At 59.3% G+C, this 14,203-nt stretch carries 15 protein-coding genes; 11 read left to right on the top strand and 4 right to left on the bottom strand.

What is annotated here, in order from left to right; all coding sequences use genetic code 11:
* Positions 1-3 precede the first annotated feature (3 nt).
* The 3 genes from ACZ47E_RS13190 to ACZ47E_RS13180 all read right to left on the bottom strand — a co-directional run bounded on the left by ACZ47E_RS13190 (position 4) and on the right by ACZ47E_RS13180 (position 4,230).
* Positions 4-1,149 (bottom strand): ABC transporter permease, encoded by a 1,146-nt coding sequence (locus tag ACZ47E_RS13190; RefSeq protein WP_004439269.1) that lies wholly within the window; start codon positions 1,147-1,149, stop codon positions 4-6.
* Positions 1,149-2,243, bottom strand: a complete 1,095-nt coding sequence (locus tag ACZ47E_RS13185) for a microcin C ABC transporter permease YejB (protein WP_004439268.1) — start codon at positions 2,241-2,243, stop codon at positions 1,149-1,151. The genes ACZ47E_RS13190 and ACZ47E_RS13185 overlap by 1 nt, the downstream gene beginning before the upstream one ends.
* Before the next feature lie 142 nt (positions 2,244-2,385).
* Positions 2,386-4,230, bottom strand: coding sequence for an extracellular solute-binding protein (locus tag ACZ47E_RS13180; RefSeq protein ID WP_278067147.1), 1,845 nt, complete (start codon positions 4,228-4,230; stop codon positions 2,386-2,388).
* Positions 4,231-4,430: 200 nt separating this feature from the next.
* On the opposite strand from ACZ47E_RS13180, the gene mepA reads away from it, so the two are divergent.
* From mepA to dapB, 4 genes are all read left to right on the top strand, one after another.
* Positions 4,431-5,486, top strand: a complete 1,056-nt coding sequence (mepA, locus tag ACZ47E_RS13175; protein WP_278067146.1) for a penicillin-insensitive murein endopeptidase — start codon at positions 4,431-4,433, stop codon at positions 5,484-5,486.
* Between the two features lie 99 nt (positions 5,487-5,585).
* The gene (locus ACZ47E_RS13170; RefSeq protein WP_004439265.1) at positions 5,586-5,969 is read left to right on the top strand and encodes a methylglyoxal synthase; all 384 of its coding nucleotides are present in this window, start codon (positions 5,586-5,588) and stop codon (positions 5,967-5,969) included.
* A 22-nt stretch (positions 5,970-5,991) separates the two neighbouring features.
* The gene (locus tag ACZ47E_RS13165) at positions 5,992-7,014 is read left to right on the top strand and encodes a glucokinase (RefSeq protein WP_004439264.1); all 1,023 of its coding nucleotides are present in this window, start codon (positions 5,992-5,994) and stop codon (positions 7,012-7,014) included.
* Positions 7,015-7,136: 122 nt separating this feature from the next.
* Positions 7,137-7,964, top strand: coding sequence for a 4-hydroxy-tetrahydrodipicolinate reductase (dapB, locus tag ACZ47E_RS13160; RefSeq protein ID WP_278067145.1), 828 nt, complete (start codon positions 7,137-7,139; stop codon positions 7,962-7,964).
* A gap of 21 nt (positions 7,965-7,985) precedes the next feature.
* Here the strand turns inward: dapB and phnF are convergent, their stop codons facing one another.
* Positions 7,986-8,723, bottom strand: a complete 738-nt coding sequence (gene phnF / locus ACZ47E_RS13155) for a phosphonate metabolism transcriptional regulator PhnF (RefSeq protein WP_004439262.1) — start codon at positions 8,721-8,723, stop codon at positions 7,986-7,988.
* A gap of 82 nt (positions 8,724-8,805) precedes the next feature.
* Between phnF and phnG the strand changes: the two genes are divergently transcribed.
* The 7 genes from phnG (at position 8,806) to ACZ47E_RS13120 (ending at position 14,121) form a co-directional block, all read left to right on the top strand.
* Entirely contained in the window at positions 8,806-9,267 is a 462-nt protein-coding gene (gene phnG, locus ACZ47E_RS13150) for a phosphonate C-P lyase system protein PhnG (RefSeq protein WP_004439260.1), read from the top strand.
* Positions 9,267-9,875, top strand: coding sequence for a phosphonate C-P lyase system protein PhnH (gene phnH, locus ACZ47E_RS13145; protein WP_278067144.1), 609 nt, complete (start codon positions 9,267-9,269; stop codon positions 9,873-9,875). The genes phnG and phnH overlap by 1 nt, the downstream gene beginning before the upstream one ends.
* Before the next feature lies 1 nt (position 9,876).
* Positions 9,877-10,986 (top strand): carbon-phosphorus lyase complex subunit, encoded by a 1,110-nt coding sequence (locus ACZ47E_RS13140; RefSeq protein ID WP_464016876.1) that lies wholly within the window; start codon positions 9,877-9,879, stop codon positions 10,984-10,986.
* A 133-nt stretch (positions 10,987-11,119) separates the two neighbouring features.
* Positions 11,120-12,022 (top strand): alpha-D-ribose 1-methylphosphonate 5-phosphate C-P-lyase PhnJ, encoded by a 903-nt coding sequence (locus tag ACZ47E_RS13135; RefSeq protein ID WP_004439252.1) that lies wholly within the window; start codon positions 11,120-11,122, stop codon positions 12,020-12,022.
* The gene (gene phnK / locus ACZ47E_RS13130) at positions 12,019-12,795 is read left to right on the top strand and encodes a phosphonate C-P lyase system protein PhnK (protein ID WP_004439249.1); all 777 of its coding nucleotides are present in this window, start codon (positions 12,019-12,021) and stop codon (positions 12,793-12,795) included. Before ACZ47E_RS13135 ends, phnK begins: the two co-directional genes overlap by 4 nt.
* A 4-nt stretch (positions 12,796-12,799) precedes the next feature.
* Positions 12,800-13,507, top strand: a complete 708-nt coding sequence (gene phnL, locus ACZ47E_RS13125) for a phosphonate C-P lyase system protein PhnL (protein ID WP_004439247.1) — start codon at positions 12,800-12,802, stop codon at positions 13,505-13,507.
* Positions 13,504-14,121 carry a transferase hexapeptide repeat family protein gene (locus tag ACZ47E_RS13120; RefSeq protein WP_278067143.1) on the top strand — a complete coding sequence of 206 codons (618 nt, stop codon included), beginning with the start codon at positions 13,504-13,506 and terminating at the stop codon, positions 14,119-14,121. The genes phnL and ACZ47E_RS13120 overlap by 4 nt, the downstream gene beginning before the upstream one ends.
* Positions 14,122-14,203 lie beyond the last annotated feature (82 nt).

Raw genomic sequence — 14,203 nt, 5'->3', positions numbered from 1 at the left:
CGATCACCGGAACGTCTTGCGTGGATCGAAGGCGTCGCGAACGGCCTCGCCGATGAAAATAAGGAGCGACAGCATGATGGACATGGTGAAGAAGGCCGTGAGACCGAGCCAGGGCGCCTGAAGGTTATTCTTGCCCTGCGCGATCATCTCGCCCAGCGACGGTGAGCCCGGCGGCATACCGAAGCCGAGGAAGTCGAGCGAGGTAAGCGTGGTGATGGAGCCGGAAAGAATGAAGGGCAGGAAGGTCAGCGTCGCCACCATGGCATTGGGCAGAAGATGCCGGAACATGATCGTCCAGTTGCCGACGCCGAGCGCACGGGCGGCACGGACATATTCGAAGTTTCTGGCACGCAGGAATTCGGCACGAACGATGCCGACGAAGCCGACCCATGAAAACAGCAGCATGATCCCAAGCAACACGAAGAAACCGGGCGGCAGAATGGCCGCAATGATGAGCAGGATGTAAAGCACCGGCATGGACGACCAGATTTCGATGAAACGCTGCAAAAGCAGGTCCGTCCAGCCGCCGAAATAGCCCTGAATGGCGCCGGCGGTGACGCCGACAATGGCGGAAGCAATGGTCAGCGTCAGACCGAACAGCACGGAGATGCGGAAGCCGTAGATCATCCGCGCCGTGACGTCGCGGGCCTGATTGTCGGTGCCGAGCCAGTTCAGATTGCCAAGCGTGCAGCCGGGATCGGCATCGCCCTGCGGATAGGCCGAGCAGCGCTCCTTTTTATCCATCAGCCAGAAAGGTGCGGTGGGTGCCGAATGCGGAATGTTGGAGTTGACCGTCTGGTAGGAATACCGGATCGGCGGCCAGATCATCCAGCCATTGGCGTTGATCTCGTCCTGAATGAAGGAGGATTTGTAGTCGGTCTGGGCCAAGAACCCGCCGAATTTCTCCTCCGGATAATCCACCATGACCGGCACCAGCAGCTCGCCCTTGTAGGAGGCGAGGATGGGTTTGTCATTGGCGATAAATTCCGCCATCAGGCTCAGGAAAAACAGGATCAGGAACAGCCAGAATGACCAGTATCCACGGCGGTTTGCCTTGAAATTCTGCCAGCGGCGCTTGGTCGTCGGCGAAAACCACGGGCGCTTGGGATTTACCAGCGTCTCGGTTCCTGCAGGATGAGCGAGCGACATCACACGTCCCTCCGCTCGAAGTCGATACGCGGATCGATCCATGTGTAGATGAGGTCAGAGAGCAGGCCGACGACAAGGCCCATCAGCGAGAAGATGAACAGTGTGCCGAAGACGATCGGGTAATCACGGTTGACGACCGAGAGATAACCGAGGCGGCCGAGACCATCCAGCGAGAAGATATTCTCGATGAGCAGTGAGCCTGTGAAAAAGGCCGAGATGAAAGCACCCGGAAAGCCAGCGATCACGATCAGCATCGCGTTGCGGAAAACATGCCCATAAAGGACCTTGCGCTCGGTGAGACCCTTGGCGCGGGCAGTAATGACATATTGCTTCTTGATCTCGTCGATGAAGGAATTTTTGGTCAAAAGCGTCGTTGTCGCAAAGGCGGAGAGCGACAGCGCGATCAATGGCAGGGTAAGATGCCAGAAATAGTCGATGATCTTCTGCCACCAGTTCAGCTGGTCGAAATTATCAGACACCAGTCCCCGCAGCGGAAACCAGTCGAAAAACGATCCGCCGGCGAAAAGCACGATGAGCAGGATGCCGAACAGGAAACTCGGCACCGCATAACCGATGATGATGATGCCTGAGGTCCAGACATCGAAGGTCGAGCCATCGGAAACGGCCTTCTTGATGCCGAGCGGAATGGAAATCACATAGGATATGATCAGAATCCAGAAACCGAGCGAGGCCGAGACCGGCAGCTTGTCAATGATGAGATCGATGACCGACGAATTGCGGAAGAAGCTGTCGCCGAAGTCGAAGCGGATGTAATTCCACATCATTTCAAGGAACCGGGTGAGCGGCGGTTTGTCAAAACCGAACTGCTTTTCGAGCTTCTTGATCAGCTCCGGATCGAGCCCCTGTGCACCGCGATATTTCGAACCGCTTTCATCGAAGCCGCCTGATTGCCCCATGAGATCGCCGCCGCCCGAGAGCCGGTCGGAGGCGCTGTCGCCCTGACCCGTCAGCTGCGCGACGACCTGTTCCACCGGCCCACCCGGGGCGAACTGGATGACAAGAAACGAAATGCCCATGATGCCGATGATGGTCGGGATCATCAGCGCCAGACGTCTGAGGATATAGGCGCCCATCAGCCTTTTCTCCCAGCCGTTCGGTCAGCGATTTTCGTCTCGGTCAAGCCCGGTCCTTTCCTCAAAGCGGCGTCACGCGCATTTCAAGCGATTCGTCTCGGCCTATGTGAATCAAGCCTTGATCGCGAAAGCAAGGCCGGCGTCATTTTCCCGTCTGGCTGGACCACCAGGCTTCAGGAAAACCGATGCCATATTCAGGCAGGTTTTCCGGGCGGATAATCGTGTTCCAATAGGCGATGAACAGCTCGCCGCGGTAGAATTGCGGAATGACATAGCTGTTGGCGAGCAGCACCCGGTCAAGCGCCCGGGCAGCAGCGACCTGCTCATCGCGATTGGGCGCAAAAATGACTTTGCGCACCAAAGCATCGACGGCCGGATTCTTGATGCCGGCGAGGTTGTTCGATCCCTGACGATCAGCAGCCGCCGAACCCCAGTAATCGGCTTGCTCGTTGCCCGGATTGGCCGACGTCGCCCAGAGCTTGACGATAATGTCGTAATCGAAGCTGCGGGTGCGGTTGGTGAATTGTGAGGCATCGACTGTGCGGATGGTCGCGTTGATGCCGATTTTCTTCAGACTCTGGACGTAAGGAAGGATCGTTCGTTCCATGCCGGCGGAATCAATCAGGAATTCCATATCGAGTTGCTGGCCGGTTTTCGCATTGACCATGCGATTGCCGCGCAGTTCATATCCCGCTTCCTTCATCAGCCTGACGGCTTCGCGCAGATTGTCGCGTTGCTTGGCCGGATCGCCCGCCACCGGATTCTTGTATTCCGTCGTGAAGACCTCAGGTGGAACCTGATCCTTGAGCTCCTGAAGCAGCTCCAGTTCGCGACCCGTCGGCAGGCCTGACGAAGCTAGTTCGCTGCCCATGAAGAAGCTGTTGATGCGCTGGAACTGGCCGTAAGCCAGCGTGCGGTTGAGTTCCTCAAAATCGAAGGCATAGTTCAGCGCCTTGCGCAGTTTCGGGTTCTGGAACTTTTCCCGCCGCATGTTCGGCACAAAGGCCTGCATGATGCCGACGGAACGGTAGATGTTCGGCAGCTCCTCCTTCTTCACCCGACCGTCTTTGACAGCGGGAAAATCATAACCCGTGACCCAGCGGCTGGAGGAAGCCTCCCGCGCGAAATCGATCGTACCCGATTTAAACGCCTGGAATTCCACGTCCTGATCGGCAAAAAAGGTGTATGCGATGGTTTTGAAGTTGTTCATCCCGACATTTACGTTGACGTCCTTGCCCCAATAATCGTCACGGCGTTCATAAGTGATGGTCGATCCAGGGGCGACGGCAGCGATCTTGTAGGGGCCGGAACCCATCACAGGCTCCAGCGTGCCGCGCGATATGTCACGCGGTTTGCCGTCCGGGCCGGTGCCCTCCCACCAGTGCTTGGGAACGATCAGCAATTGACCGACGATCTGCGGCAGCTCGCGATTGTTCTTTTCATCGAAGGTGAAGGTGATGTCCCTGTCGCCGCTCACCTCCGCCTTGGTGACGTGGGTGTAATAGGTCGCAAGCTGCGGGCTCAGGTCCTTGGCTTTTTCGAAGCTGAACACGACATCCTCAGGCGTCACAGGCTTACCATCCGCCCACTTGGCCTCCCGACGCAGGCGGAACGTCGCTTTGGAGATATCCTCGGGATAGCTGACGCCTTCGGCCAGCAAACCATAAGAGGCCGACAGTTCCTCTTCCGTCGATTTCATCAGCGTATCGAAGACGAGCGAAAGGCCCGTCGCCGCCTCGCCCTTCGCCAGCAGCGGGTTCAGCGTATCGAAGGTGCCCGATGTGGAGAGGCGCAACGTGCCGCCTTTTGGTGCATTGGTGTTTACATAATCGAAATGGTCAAATCCATCGGGATGCTTCAGCTCCCCGACCGTCGAAATCCCCTTTCGCCAGACATCGCCCGACTGGGCGGAAGCCTCCGCCGGCATCAGGATGGCGGACGCCATAAGGGCGATAAGAAGTCGGGATTTCAGTGGTGCCAATGTCATCGGGTCAATGTCCCTGTTTTTGTGCCTGTTGCGGAGAGCATAAAAGAAACATTGGCAAAAAACAGATGCGCTGTCTCACAAGCTCTTTATCAGCGTCGTTATCCCGCCCTGAAGGGCAACACGAAACATGGTTTTAACAAAATCCCGTTCCAGTTTATTCTTGGGGCAAGAGAATCAACTGATCGGACGGGCACGGCTATATGAGGGCGGGATCATCGAGAATTTTCAAGGCGACGATGCTGGCGATGTCGGTCGTCTTGTCGCTGCAGTTGCAGATCGAAACCGCATCGGCCGAAGACAGGCCCGCAAAAGAAGTGTTCGGCCACATGGCGCTGCCTTCCGCCGCCGCATCGCAGCCGATCGGCTCCTATGCCAAGGGCTGCCAGGCTGGCGCAGTCGCCATGCCAACGGACGGTCCCGGTTGGCAGGCCATGCGCCTTTCGCGCAACCGGCGCTGGGGCCAGCCGCAGCTGATTTCCTTCCTTGAGCAATTTTCGCAGGACGCCCAGAAAATCGGCTGGCCGGGCCTGCTGCTCGGCGACATTTCCCAGCCGCGCGGCGGTCCGATGCTGACAGGCCATGCCTCGCACCAGATCGGCCTCGATGTAGATGTCTGGTGGCGGCCCATGCCCACGCCTCGGCTCACTGTCGAACAGCGCGAAACGGTGCCCTTCATCTCCATGCTGGACAAGAGCAAGTTTCTGACGGTTGACGACCGCAAGTGGTCGCCGCTGAATGCACGGCTGGTGATGATGGCGGCAAGTTACCCGCAGGTGGAGCGTGTTTTCGTCAACCCGGCGATCAAGCAGAAGCTCTGCCAGACCTGGACCGGCGATCGCACCTTCATGGGCAAGATCAGGCCGATCTACGGCCATGACGAGCATTTCCACATCCGTCTCGAATGCCCGCCCGGCGCGCCGAACTGCAAGCCGCAGGCCGCCGTCGGCAAGGGCGATGGCTGCGATAAGTCTCTTGCCTGGTGGTTCACCAAGGAGCCATGGGCGCCGCCGAAAAAGGACCCCAATGCCAAGCCGGTGAGACCGCGTCCCGTCATGGTTTCCGACCTGCCCGCTGCCTGCGCCGCCGTGGCCGCCGCTCTTTCCGCCAACCCCGAGGGGATTGCTGCCCAGGCTTATTCAACTTCGCCGACCCAGGCCGTGCGCCAGCAAAGCGTGGAACAGGTCATTCAGGCGGCCCCCGCCCTGCAGCCGCCTTCGGATATTCCACTTCCGACCCAGCGCCCGACATTGAACTGAAACAGAAATGAGGCATTCAACAGCTTCCCTTTTCAAATGGCGGCAAGCTGTTATAGAAGGCTTCAAATCGATTTAATTCTACGGGGACGGGCTGGGACCATGGAAGGACAACGCTGTATCGCGCTCATCGCTCACGACGAGAAAAAGGACGATATGGCGGATTTCGCCCGTCATCACCAGAAGGCGCTTGCCAATTTCAAGATTGTCGCAACCGGCACCACCGGTGGACGGGTGCAGGAAGCCTGCCCCGGGCTTGAAGTCATTCGCCTCAAAAGCGGCCCTCTCGGCGGCGACCAGCAGATCGGCGCGATGATCGCCACTGGCCAAGTGGACATGCTGATCTTCTTCACCGATCCACTGACGGCAATGCCGCATGATGTCGACGTGAAGGCTTTGACGAGGCTTGCCACGGTCTATGATATTCCCATGGCGCTCAACCGCGCCACCGCAGAAAATCTCATCGACTTCCACGTCGCCAACTGACCCTCCCACCATGGAACAGGCAATGCCGAAGACGTCCGATACCGAATATCTGTCCTTTCCAATCCTTCTTGGCGACATCGGCGGCACCAATGCCCGCTTTTCCATCCTGATCGATTCCTTTGCGGAGCCTGTGCACCTCACAACGGTGAAGACGGCGGAATACCCAACCATTGACGACGCCATCCAGCAGGCTGTTCTGGACAAGACCTCGCTTCAGCCCGTCTCGACCATTCTTGCCATTGCCGGCCCGATCGAAGGTGACGAGATACCGCTCACCAACTGCCATTGGGTCGTCAAGCCGAAGGGAATGCTCGCCAATCTCGGCCTGAAGGACGTCATCGTCATCAATGACTTCGAGGCGCAGGCGCTCGCGATTGCGGCTCTGGATGACAACAACCGCGAAGCCATCGGCTCCGGCAAAAAAGACGTGCTGGCCTCTCGCGTCGTTCTTGGACCGGGCACGGGACTTGGTGTGGCCGGTCTGGTTTATGCGCGCCATATGTGGTTTCCGGTTCCGGGTGAAGGCGGCCATATCGATATCGGCCCGAGAAGCGCGCGTGACTACGCGGTTTTCCCGCATATCGAAACCATCGAAGGTCGCGTCGCTGGCGAACAGATTCTGTGCGGGCGCGGGCTGGTCAATCTTTACCGCGCCGTCTGCAAGGCCGATGGCATCGAAGCCGTCTTTTCCGATCCGGCCGATATTACCGCGCAGGGGCTCACGGGTGAGAATGCACAGGCCAAAGAAACGCTTTCGCTTTTCAGCACCTATCTCGGCCGCGTAGCGGGCGACCTCGCGCTAATCTTCATGGCCAAGGGCGGCGTTTATCTCGCGGGCGGCATTTCGCAGAAGATCATTCCGGCGCTCAAGAGCCCGGAATTCCGGACCGCCTTTGAAGACAAGGCGCCGCACAGTGCGCTGATGCGGACCATCCCCACTTTCGTCGTCACCCACCCTCAGGCGGCCCTTTCCGGCCTCGCCACCTATGCGAGAACACCTTCCGATTTCGGCCTGGCGCTGGACGGGCGGCGCTGGAGGGTCTGATCGCCCGAACCGTTCCGACGTGATGCTTGCGAAGCGGGCGGACGGTCTTTAACGTCACTGCGGAATCAAACATCCGATACCGGCGGGTTCCGATCCGCCCGACATGAGAAGTGAGTGACAGCATGGGCAGCAGCGGCATGAAACTGGTGGTGGTCGGCGCGGCGGGCCGCATGGGACAGGCGTTGATCCGCCTCATTCACCAGACGCCGGGCGTTCAGCTGCATGCTGCGGTCGCGCGCGAGGGTTCGGCCTTTGTCGGCCGCGATGCCGGGGAGATTGCCGGTCTCGGCCCCATCGGCGTCGAAATCACCAGCGATCCGCTGCAGGCATTTCTCCACGCCGAAGGGGTGATCGACTTCACTTCACCGGCAACCAGCGTCACCTTTGCCGGTCTCGCTGCACAGGCCCGCATCGTGCATGTCATCGGCACCACGGGCTGCGCGCCGGAAGATGAGGAAAAATTCAAGGCGGCGTCGCGCCATGCCCGCATCGTCAAGTCGGGCAATATGAGCCTCGGTGTCAACCTGCTCAGCGTCTTGACGCAGCAGGCGGCGCAGGCGCTGGATGCGGAGAACTGGGATATTGAAATCCTGGAAATGCACCACAAGCACAAGGTGGATGCACCTTCCGGCACAGCGCTGCTGCTGGGCGAAGCCGCCGCCGCCGGCCGCAACGTCGATCTTTCCACGTCATCCGTTCGTGTGCGTGACGGCCATACCGGGGCGCGCGAGACGGGAACCATCGGCTTTGCCACACTGCGCGGTGGTTCGGTGATCGGTGAACATTCTGTCATCTTCGCCGGCGAAGGCGAGCGCGTCGAACTTTCCCATTACGCCGGCGACCGCTCCATCTTCGCGCGCGGCGCGATCACGGCAGCGGTCTGGGCCTTCGACAAGAAGCCCGGTTTCTATTCGATGCTGGATGTGCTGGGGTTGTCGCAGGCGGAATAGTCTTCCACCTCGATTTTGACCTTAGTTTTCCACCGTGAATTCGACCGTATCGGCCGAGAAGCGGCTGATGGCGTATTGCACCGGCACGCCGTCCATATCTGCGTTCAGCGCCTGGGTTATCAGCAGGATGGCGCCTGGCGACAATTCGAGATCGGCGAGATCGCGCGTATCCGCGTGACTAGCGGAAATGACGGTCGAAATACGCACGTAGTCAGCCACGCCAAGCATCTTGAACGCAGCCGTAATGGAGCCGCTTTTCTGATAGGCCTCTCCTATTCCGGCAAAACGGTCGGCGGGGAACCACGTGGTCGAGCGAGAGACCGGGCGAGTGTCCGCCTTTCGGAGCGTTTCGAGACGTATGAGCGGCGTACCCAGCGGCAATTGCAGTCGCGCCGCCAGATCGGCATTGGCCGGCTCGGTGATGTGGGAAAGCAGCAGCGCCTCCATTTCCTTTACCTGATCGCCGATGCCAGCCGTAAAGCGCGTGCGTAGCGATATCGGAAAGCTCAAACGCTCCTTGCGGGCGATGATCGTGCCGCGTCCCTGCATCGGCTCGAGTATGCCCTCGCTCGCCAGTGCGGCAATGGCACTCCGGACAGTATGGCGGTTGACGCCGAATTTTTGCGCCAATGTCATTTCCGGCGGTAACATGCCGGTTTCGTCGTGATCACCAGCGGCGATTTCGCCTCTGATCCGGTCGGCAATCTGCCGCCAGAGCGCCACTCCATTCTTTCTTTTCATCGTTGCCGAAGGGCTCATGTCACACGCTTGTCATTCATCGCCATTACTTGTAGCTTATATTGTATAGTTGTCTATATCAATAGACATTAGAGGTCAAGCGATGACAAACGATACTGCAGACATACACGCAGGCAGAAAAAGAGCGGCAGCGCTTCTTGCCCGCGCCACGGTTCAGGAACTTGAAACGGCTTGGAACCGCCAAGGTGAGAACCCCAAAACGGAAACCGTACGCGGGCCGGAAACCGGGCTGGTGATGGTCAAGGGCCGGATCGGCGGTGGCGGCGCTCCTTTCAACCTCGGTGAAACGACAGTCACCCGGGCGACGATCAAGCTGGCCTCCGGCACCGTGGGTCATGCGCATGTTCTCGGCACCGGCCGCAAAAAAGCCTGGTACGCCGCCGTTTTCGATGCGCTCTGGCAGGAAAGCCCGACACGGGATTTCATCGAGACCGAGCTTCTCTCGCCTCTTGAAAAAAGGCTGACCGCAGAGAAAGAGCGGACAATGAAGGAGACTGCCGCAACACGGGTCGATTTCTTTACCATGGTTCGAGGAGAAGATTGATGGGTGTCACGGCCGAAGCACTGACGGGCGGTTTCTCCAACGCCGTCTTCGATTCCCAACGGGTTTTCAAAAAACTGATGGACGGCATGGCCCGTCCGGGCACCACACAGGCGGTCGAAACAGCAGTCTTTCCGCCGCTGCCGCTTGCCGCGGCGACCGGAGCGGTTCTGCTGGCGCTCTGTGACCATGACACTCCGGTCTGGCTGAGCGGTGCACTACGAAAAACCGCTGTCCCCGGCTGGATCGGTTTTCACACTGGCGCAGCTGCGACAGAAGAAAAGGTCGCGGCACATTTCGCGGTCTTCGAGGCCGGCGGCGCCATCTCCTCCTTCGGTCTCTTCGCCCTGGGAAGCCAGGAATATCCCGACCGTTCCACCACGCTCATCATCGAGTTGCCTGATCTCGATGGCGGTCGGGAACTGCAGCTTTCCGGCCCTGGCATCCGCCACGTCAACGTGATCAGTCCTTCCGGTCTGCCCGACATATTCCCGAGGCTCTGGGCGGAGAACAACGCCTTCTTTCCGCGCGGCGTCGACGTGATCCTGACGGCTGGCGATAAATTCGTCTGCCTGCCGCGCACGACGCGCATCAAACTCGTGGAGTCATAAGATGTATGTTGCTGTCAAAGGCGGTGAAACCGCCATCGCCAATGCCCACCGGCTTCTGGCCGACAAGCGGCGCGGAGACCGGGACCTGCCTGCCATGACGGTCGCGCAGATCGTTTCACAGCTTTCGCTCGCTGTCGACAGGGTAATGGCGGAAGCGTCTCTCTACGATCAGTCGCTCGCGGCCCTTGCCATCAAGCAGGCGCGCGGCGACATGATCGAAGCTATCTTTCTGCTGCGTGCGTACCGCACCACGCTGCCGCGCTTCGGTTACTCGGTACCGGTGGACACAGCGGATATGACGGTGAGGCGGCGCGTTTCCGCGACTTACAAGGACCTGCCGGGCGGACAATTGCTGGGGCCGACCTTCGATTATACCCACCGCCTGCTCGACCCCTCCCTTCTCGAAGACCAAACGGTCGAAGCAGCAACCCAGCGGGATAGCGAGCCGGAACATGTCATGCGCGTTTCCGATATTCTCGCCCAGGAAGGGCTGATCGAAAGCGATGGCGAATTGCCGGACGACCATATTGCCGGTGACCTGACGCGGGAACCGATGGAATTCCCGATGTCGCGCGATCTGCGCCTGCAATCACTGGCACGCGGCGATGAGGGTTTTCTTCTGGCGCTCGCTTACTCCACGCAGCGCGGCTACGGCCGGACACATCCTTTTGTCGGCGAGATTCGCATCGGTGAAGTTGAAATCCAGCTAGACGTGCCGGAACTTGGCTTCGCGGTCTCATTGGGCGATATCCAGGTTACCGAATGCCAGATGGTGAACCAGTTCAAGGGTTCGTCCAAGGCCCCTCCGCAATTCACGCGCGGTTATGGCTTGGTGTTCGGTCAGAGCGAGCGCAAGGCGATGGCGATGTCGCTGGTCGACCGTGCACTACGCGCCGGCGAATTCGGCGAAGATGTCGTAGCGCCAGCGCAGGACGAAGAATTTGTCATCTCACACGCCGATAACGTGCAGGCAACGGGCTTCGTCGAACATCTGAAACTGCCGCATTACGTGGATTTCGAGGCTGAACTCGGGCTCGTCCGAAAAATGCGTGCTGATTTCGAAGCAACGAACGCGACTGGCACGGAATGGATGGGCGATGCGGCCGAATGACTCAGCGGCTGTGCTGCTCGCCGAACCAGTAAGCGCAAAAGACGGTCGTTGCTGCAAAGACAGCAAAGAACACGGCTACAAGAATTCCAATCTCCATGAGCTTGTACTCCTTTTTTCACAAGGCTAACGCGCAATGCTTGAAGAAGTTTCATTTGACGACGGACTGGCTGCCTACAACTTCGCCTATCTGGACGAACAGACCAAGCGGATGATCCGCCGGGCAATCCTGAAAGCCATCGCGATTCCGGGTTATCAGGTTCCCTTCGCTTCCCGTGAAATGCCCATGCCCTATGGCTGGGGCACGGGCGGTGTGCAATTGACCGCCTCCATTCTTGGCCCCGACGACGTGCTGAAGGTAATCGACCAGGGAGCCGATGACACGACCAATGCGGTTTCCATCCGCGCCTTCTTCCAGAAGGTGTCGAATGTTGCCGTTACGACCCGAACGAAGGATGCCACCATCATCCAGACGCGGCACCGCATTCCGGAAGAGGAACTGCATTCGGGCCAGGTGCTTGTCTATCAGGTACCCATTCCCGAGCCGTTGCGTTTCCTCGAGCCGCGCGAGACCGAAACGCGCGTCATGCACGCGCTGGAGGAATATGGCCTGATGCACGTCAAGCTCTATGAGGACATTGCCCGCAACGGCCGCATCTCCACCACCTACGCCTATCCGGTGAAGGTGGCCGGGCGTTATGTGATGGATCCATCGCCAACCCCGAAATTCGACAACCCGAAAATGCACATGTCGGACGCGTTGCAGCTGTTCGGCGCCGGGCGCGAGAAGCGCATCTATGCCGTACCGCCCTACACCGACGTCGTCAGCCTCGATTTCGAGGATCATCCTTTTGAAATCCAGCGCTTCGACAAGCCCTGCGCGCTGTGCGGCGCAGAAAATGTCTATCTCGACGAGGTGGTGCTTGATGACAGAGGCGGACGGATGTTCGTCTGCTCCGATACCGATCATTGCGAGGACCGCCGCGCCCATGGCCACAAGGGCCATATGCTGGCGGATGTGAAGGAGGCCGCAGAATGAGCGACGCACCGCTTCTCAAAGTCCGTGACGTTTCAAAATATTACGGTGACCGAGCCGGTTGCCGCAATGTTTCTTTCGAACTTTATCCAGGTGAAGTTCTCGCCATAGTCGGCGAATCCGGTTCCGGCAAAACCACGCTCCTCAACTGCATTTCCACCCGGCTGATGCCAACGGCAGGCAGCGTGGAATATCGCATGCGCGACGGCTCTATGCGCGATCTCTACCATATGGGTGAGGCCGAACGGCGTTTCCTGATGCGCACCGACTGGGGCTTCGTGCATCAGAACCCGGCAGACGGGTTGCGAATGGCGGTTTCGGCCGGTGCAAACGTCGGCGAGCGGCTGATGGCAGTTGGCAACCGGCATTACGGGAATATCAGGCAATCTGCCAGCGAATGGCTGGAGAGGGTGGAAATCGGCACCGACCGTATCGATGATCAGCCGCGCGCCTTCTCAGGCGGCATGCGCCAGCGTTTGCAGATCGCCCGCAATCTCGTCACCTCGCCGCGCCTGGTTTTCATGGATGAGCCAACGGGTGGTCTCGATGTGTCCGTGCAGGCGCGTCTGCTTGATCTTGTGCGTGGCCTCGTCAACGATCTCGGCCTCGCCGTCGTCGTCGTCACCCACGACCTCGCGGTAGCCCGGCTGCTGTCTCACCGCATGATGGTGATGAAGGGCGGCGACGTCATCGAGCACGGCCTGACCGACCGGGTGCTGGACGATCCGCGCGAGCCCTATACGCAATTGCTTGTTTCCTCCATCTTGCAGGTTTGACGCCATGCCGACGCCTCTCATCGTTTCGGAAGTCTTCAAAAGCTTCACCATGCATCTTCGCGACGGCATCGAACTGCCTGTCGTCCGCGATGTCAACTTCTCTGTCTGCAGCGGCGAATGCGTCGTGCTCGGCGGGCCCTCCGGCATCGGCAAGAGCTCGATCCTGAAGATGCTCTATGGCAACTATGCCATAGACAGCGGACAGATTCTGATCCGCCATGAGGGTGAAGTTGTCGACATCGGCAGCGCCTCCCCTCGCACGATCCTCGACATTCGCCATCGCACCATCGGTTATGTCAGCCAATTCCTGCGCACGGTACCCCGAGTCGCCGCCATAGACGTTGTTGCCGAACCGCTTCTGGCGCGCAGGATTGCCACTGAAGAGGCACGTGAGCAGGCGGCCGCTCTGCTTTCGAAACTTAACCTGCCGCGCGAATTGTGGTCGTTGCCGCCCGCCACTTTCTCAGGTGGTGAACAACAGCGCGTCAACATCGCCCGCGGCTTCATCACCGATCATGCGATCCTGCTGCTCGACGAGCCAACCGCTTCCCTTGATGCCACCAACCGGCGTGTCGTCGTCGAGATGATCAGGGAGAAAAAGGAAAAGGGCACGGCACTGCTCGGCATCTTTCATGATGAAGAAGTGCGAGAAGCCGTGGCCGACCGCATTCTCGACGTTTCGCAGTTTTCTCCACGGAAGGCTGCAGCATGAGTGTGAAGGTCGGCCTCGAGCCCGTCATCCACGAAACCGCCCGCGTCACCAACAGCGCGATCGGCCGCTACACCGAAATTTCGGAGCGCTGCCGGATCGAGGAGGTCGAGATGGGCGACTATTCCTATGTCATGCAGGACGGCGCCATCTGGTGCGCGACCATCGGCAAATTCGTCAACATCGCTGCCTCCGTCCGCATCAATGCCACCAATCACCCCATGCAGCGGGCGACCTTGCATCATTTCACCTATCGCGCGCGCAATTACTGGGACGATGCGGAAGACGAGACCGATTTTTTTGCCGCTCGCCGCGCCAGACGCGTTGTGATCGGTCACGATGTTTGGATCGGCCACGGCGCCACCATCCTGCCTGGGGTCGCCGTTGGAAACGGCGCGGTGATCGGAGCAGGTGCTGTCGTCTCGAGGGACGTAGCGCCCTACACCATCGTGGGAGGTGTACCCGCAAGACTGATCCGGGAGCGTTTCCCCGCAGAACTGGGCCGGCAGATGGATGACCTCCGCTGGTGGGATTGGGATCACAGAAGACTGCGCGACGCGCTCGATGATTTTCGCAGCATGGCGGCCGAGGATTTCATCAGAAAATATCGCGGCTGAAACATTACAGACCTGATCGACCCCGGGAAGTTCCCGGGGTTTGCTTTTTCAGTTTGGTGTCCTGAAGACGCGGCGGGCCGGT

Source organism: Agrobacterium sp. 5Ca39 (assembly GCF_055382365.1).
Note: the sequence above shows the minus strand (reverse complement) of the source record. Positions and strands in the feature narration are given on the sequence as shown.

What these genes read in the sequence shown, in the direction of transcription:
- phnL (WP_004439247.1), top strand. Translation starts at nt 12,800, where the DNA reads ATGCCGACGCCTCTCATCGTTTCGGAAGTCTTCAAAAGCTTCACCATG.
- ACZ47E_RS13170 (WP_004439265.1), top strand. Translation starts at nt 5,586, where the DNA reads ATGGAAGGACAACGCTGTATCGCGCTCATCGCTCACGACGAGAAAAAG.
- mepA (WP_278067146.1), top strand. Translation starts at nt 4,431, where the DNA reads ATGAGGGCGGGATCATCGAGAATTTTCAAGGCGACGATGCTGGCGATG.
- ACZ47E_RS13140 (WP_464016876.1), top strand. Translation starts at nt 9,877, where the DNA reads ATGTATGTTGCTGTCAAAGGCGGTGAAACCGCCATCGCCAATGCCCAC.
- phnF (WP_004439262.1), bottom strand. Translation starts at nt 8,723, where the DNA reads ATGAGCCCTTCGGCAACGATGAAAAGAAAGAATGGAGTGGCGCTCTGG.
- dapB (WP_278067145.1), top strand. Translation starts at nt 7,137, where the DNA reads ATGGGCAGCAGCGGCATGAAACTGGTGGTGGTCGGCGCGGCGGGCCGC.
- phnH (WP_278067144.1), top strand. Translation starts at nt 9,267, where the DNA reads ATGGGTGTCACGGCCGAAGCACTGACGGGCGGTTTCTCCAACGCCGTC.
- phnK (WP_004439249.1), top strand. Translation starts at nt 12,019, where the DNA reads ATGAGCGACGCACCGCTTCTCAAAGTCCGTGACGTTTCAAAATATTAC.
- ACZ47E_RS13165 (WP_004439264.1), top strand. Translation starts at nt 5,992, where the DNA reads ATGCCGAAGACGTCCGATACCGAATATCTGTCCTTTCCAATCCTTCTT.
- phnG (WP_004439260.1), top strand. Translation starts at nt 8,806, where the DNA reads ATGACAAACGATACTGCAGACATACACGCAGGCAGAAAAAGAGCGGCA.
- ACZ47E_RS13120 (WP_278067143.1), top strand. Translation starts at nt 13,504, where the DNA reads ATGAGTGTGAAGGTCGGCCTCGAGCCCGTCATCCACGAAACCGCCCGC.
- ACZ47E_RS13185 (WP_004439268.1), bottom strand. Translation starts at nt 2,243, where the DNA reads ATGGGCGCCTATATCCTCAGACGTCTGGCGCTGATGATCCCGACCATC.
- ACZ47E_RS13190 (WP_004439269.1), bottom strand. Translation starts at nt 1,149, where the DNA reads ATGTCGCTCGCTCATCCTGCAGGAACCGAGACGCTGGTAAATCCCAAG.
- ACZ47E_RS13135 (WP_004439252.1), top strand. Translation starts at nt 11,120, where the DNA reads ATGCTTGAAGAAGTTTCATTTGACGACGGACTGGCTGCCTACAACTTC.
- ACZ47E_RS13180 (WP_278067147.1), bottom strand. Translation starts at nt 4,230, where the DNA reads ATGACATTGGCACCACTGAAATCCCGACTTCTTATCGCCCTTATGGCG.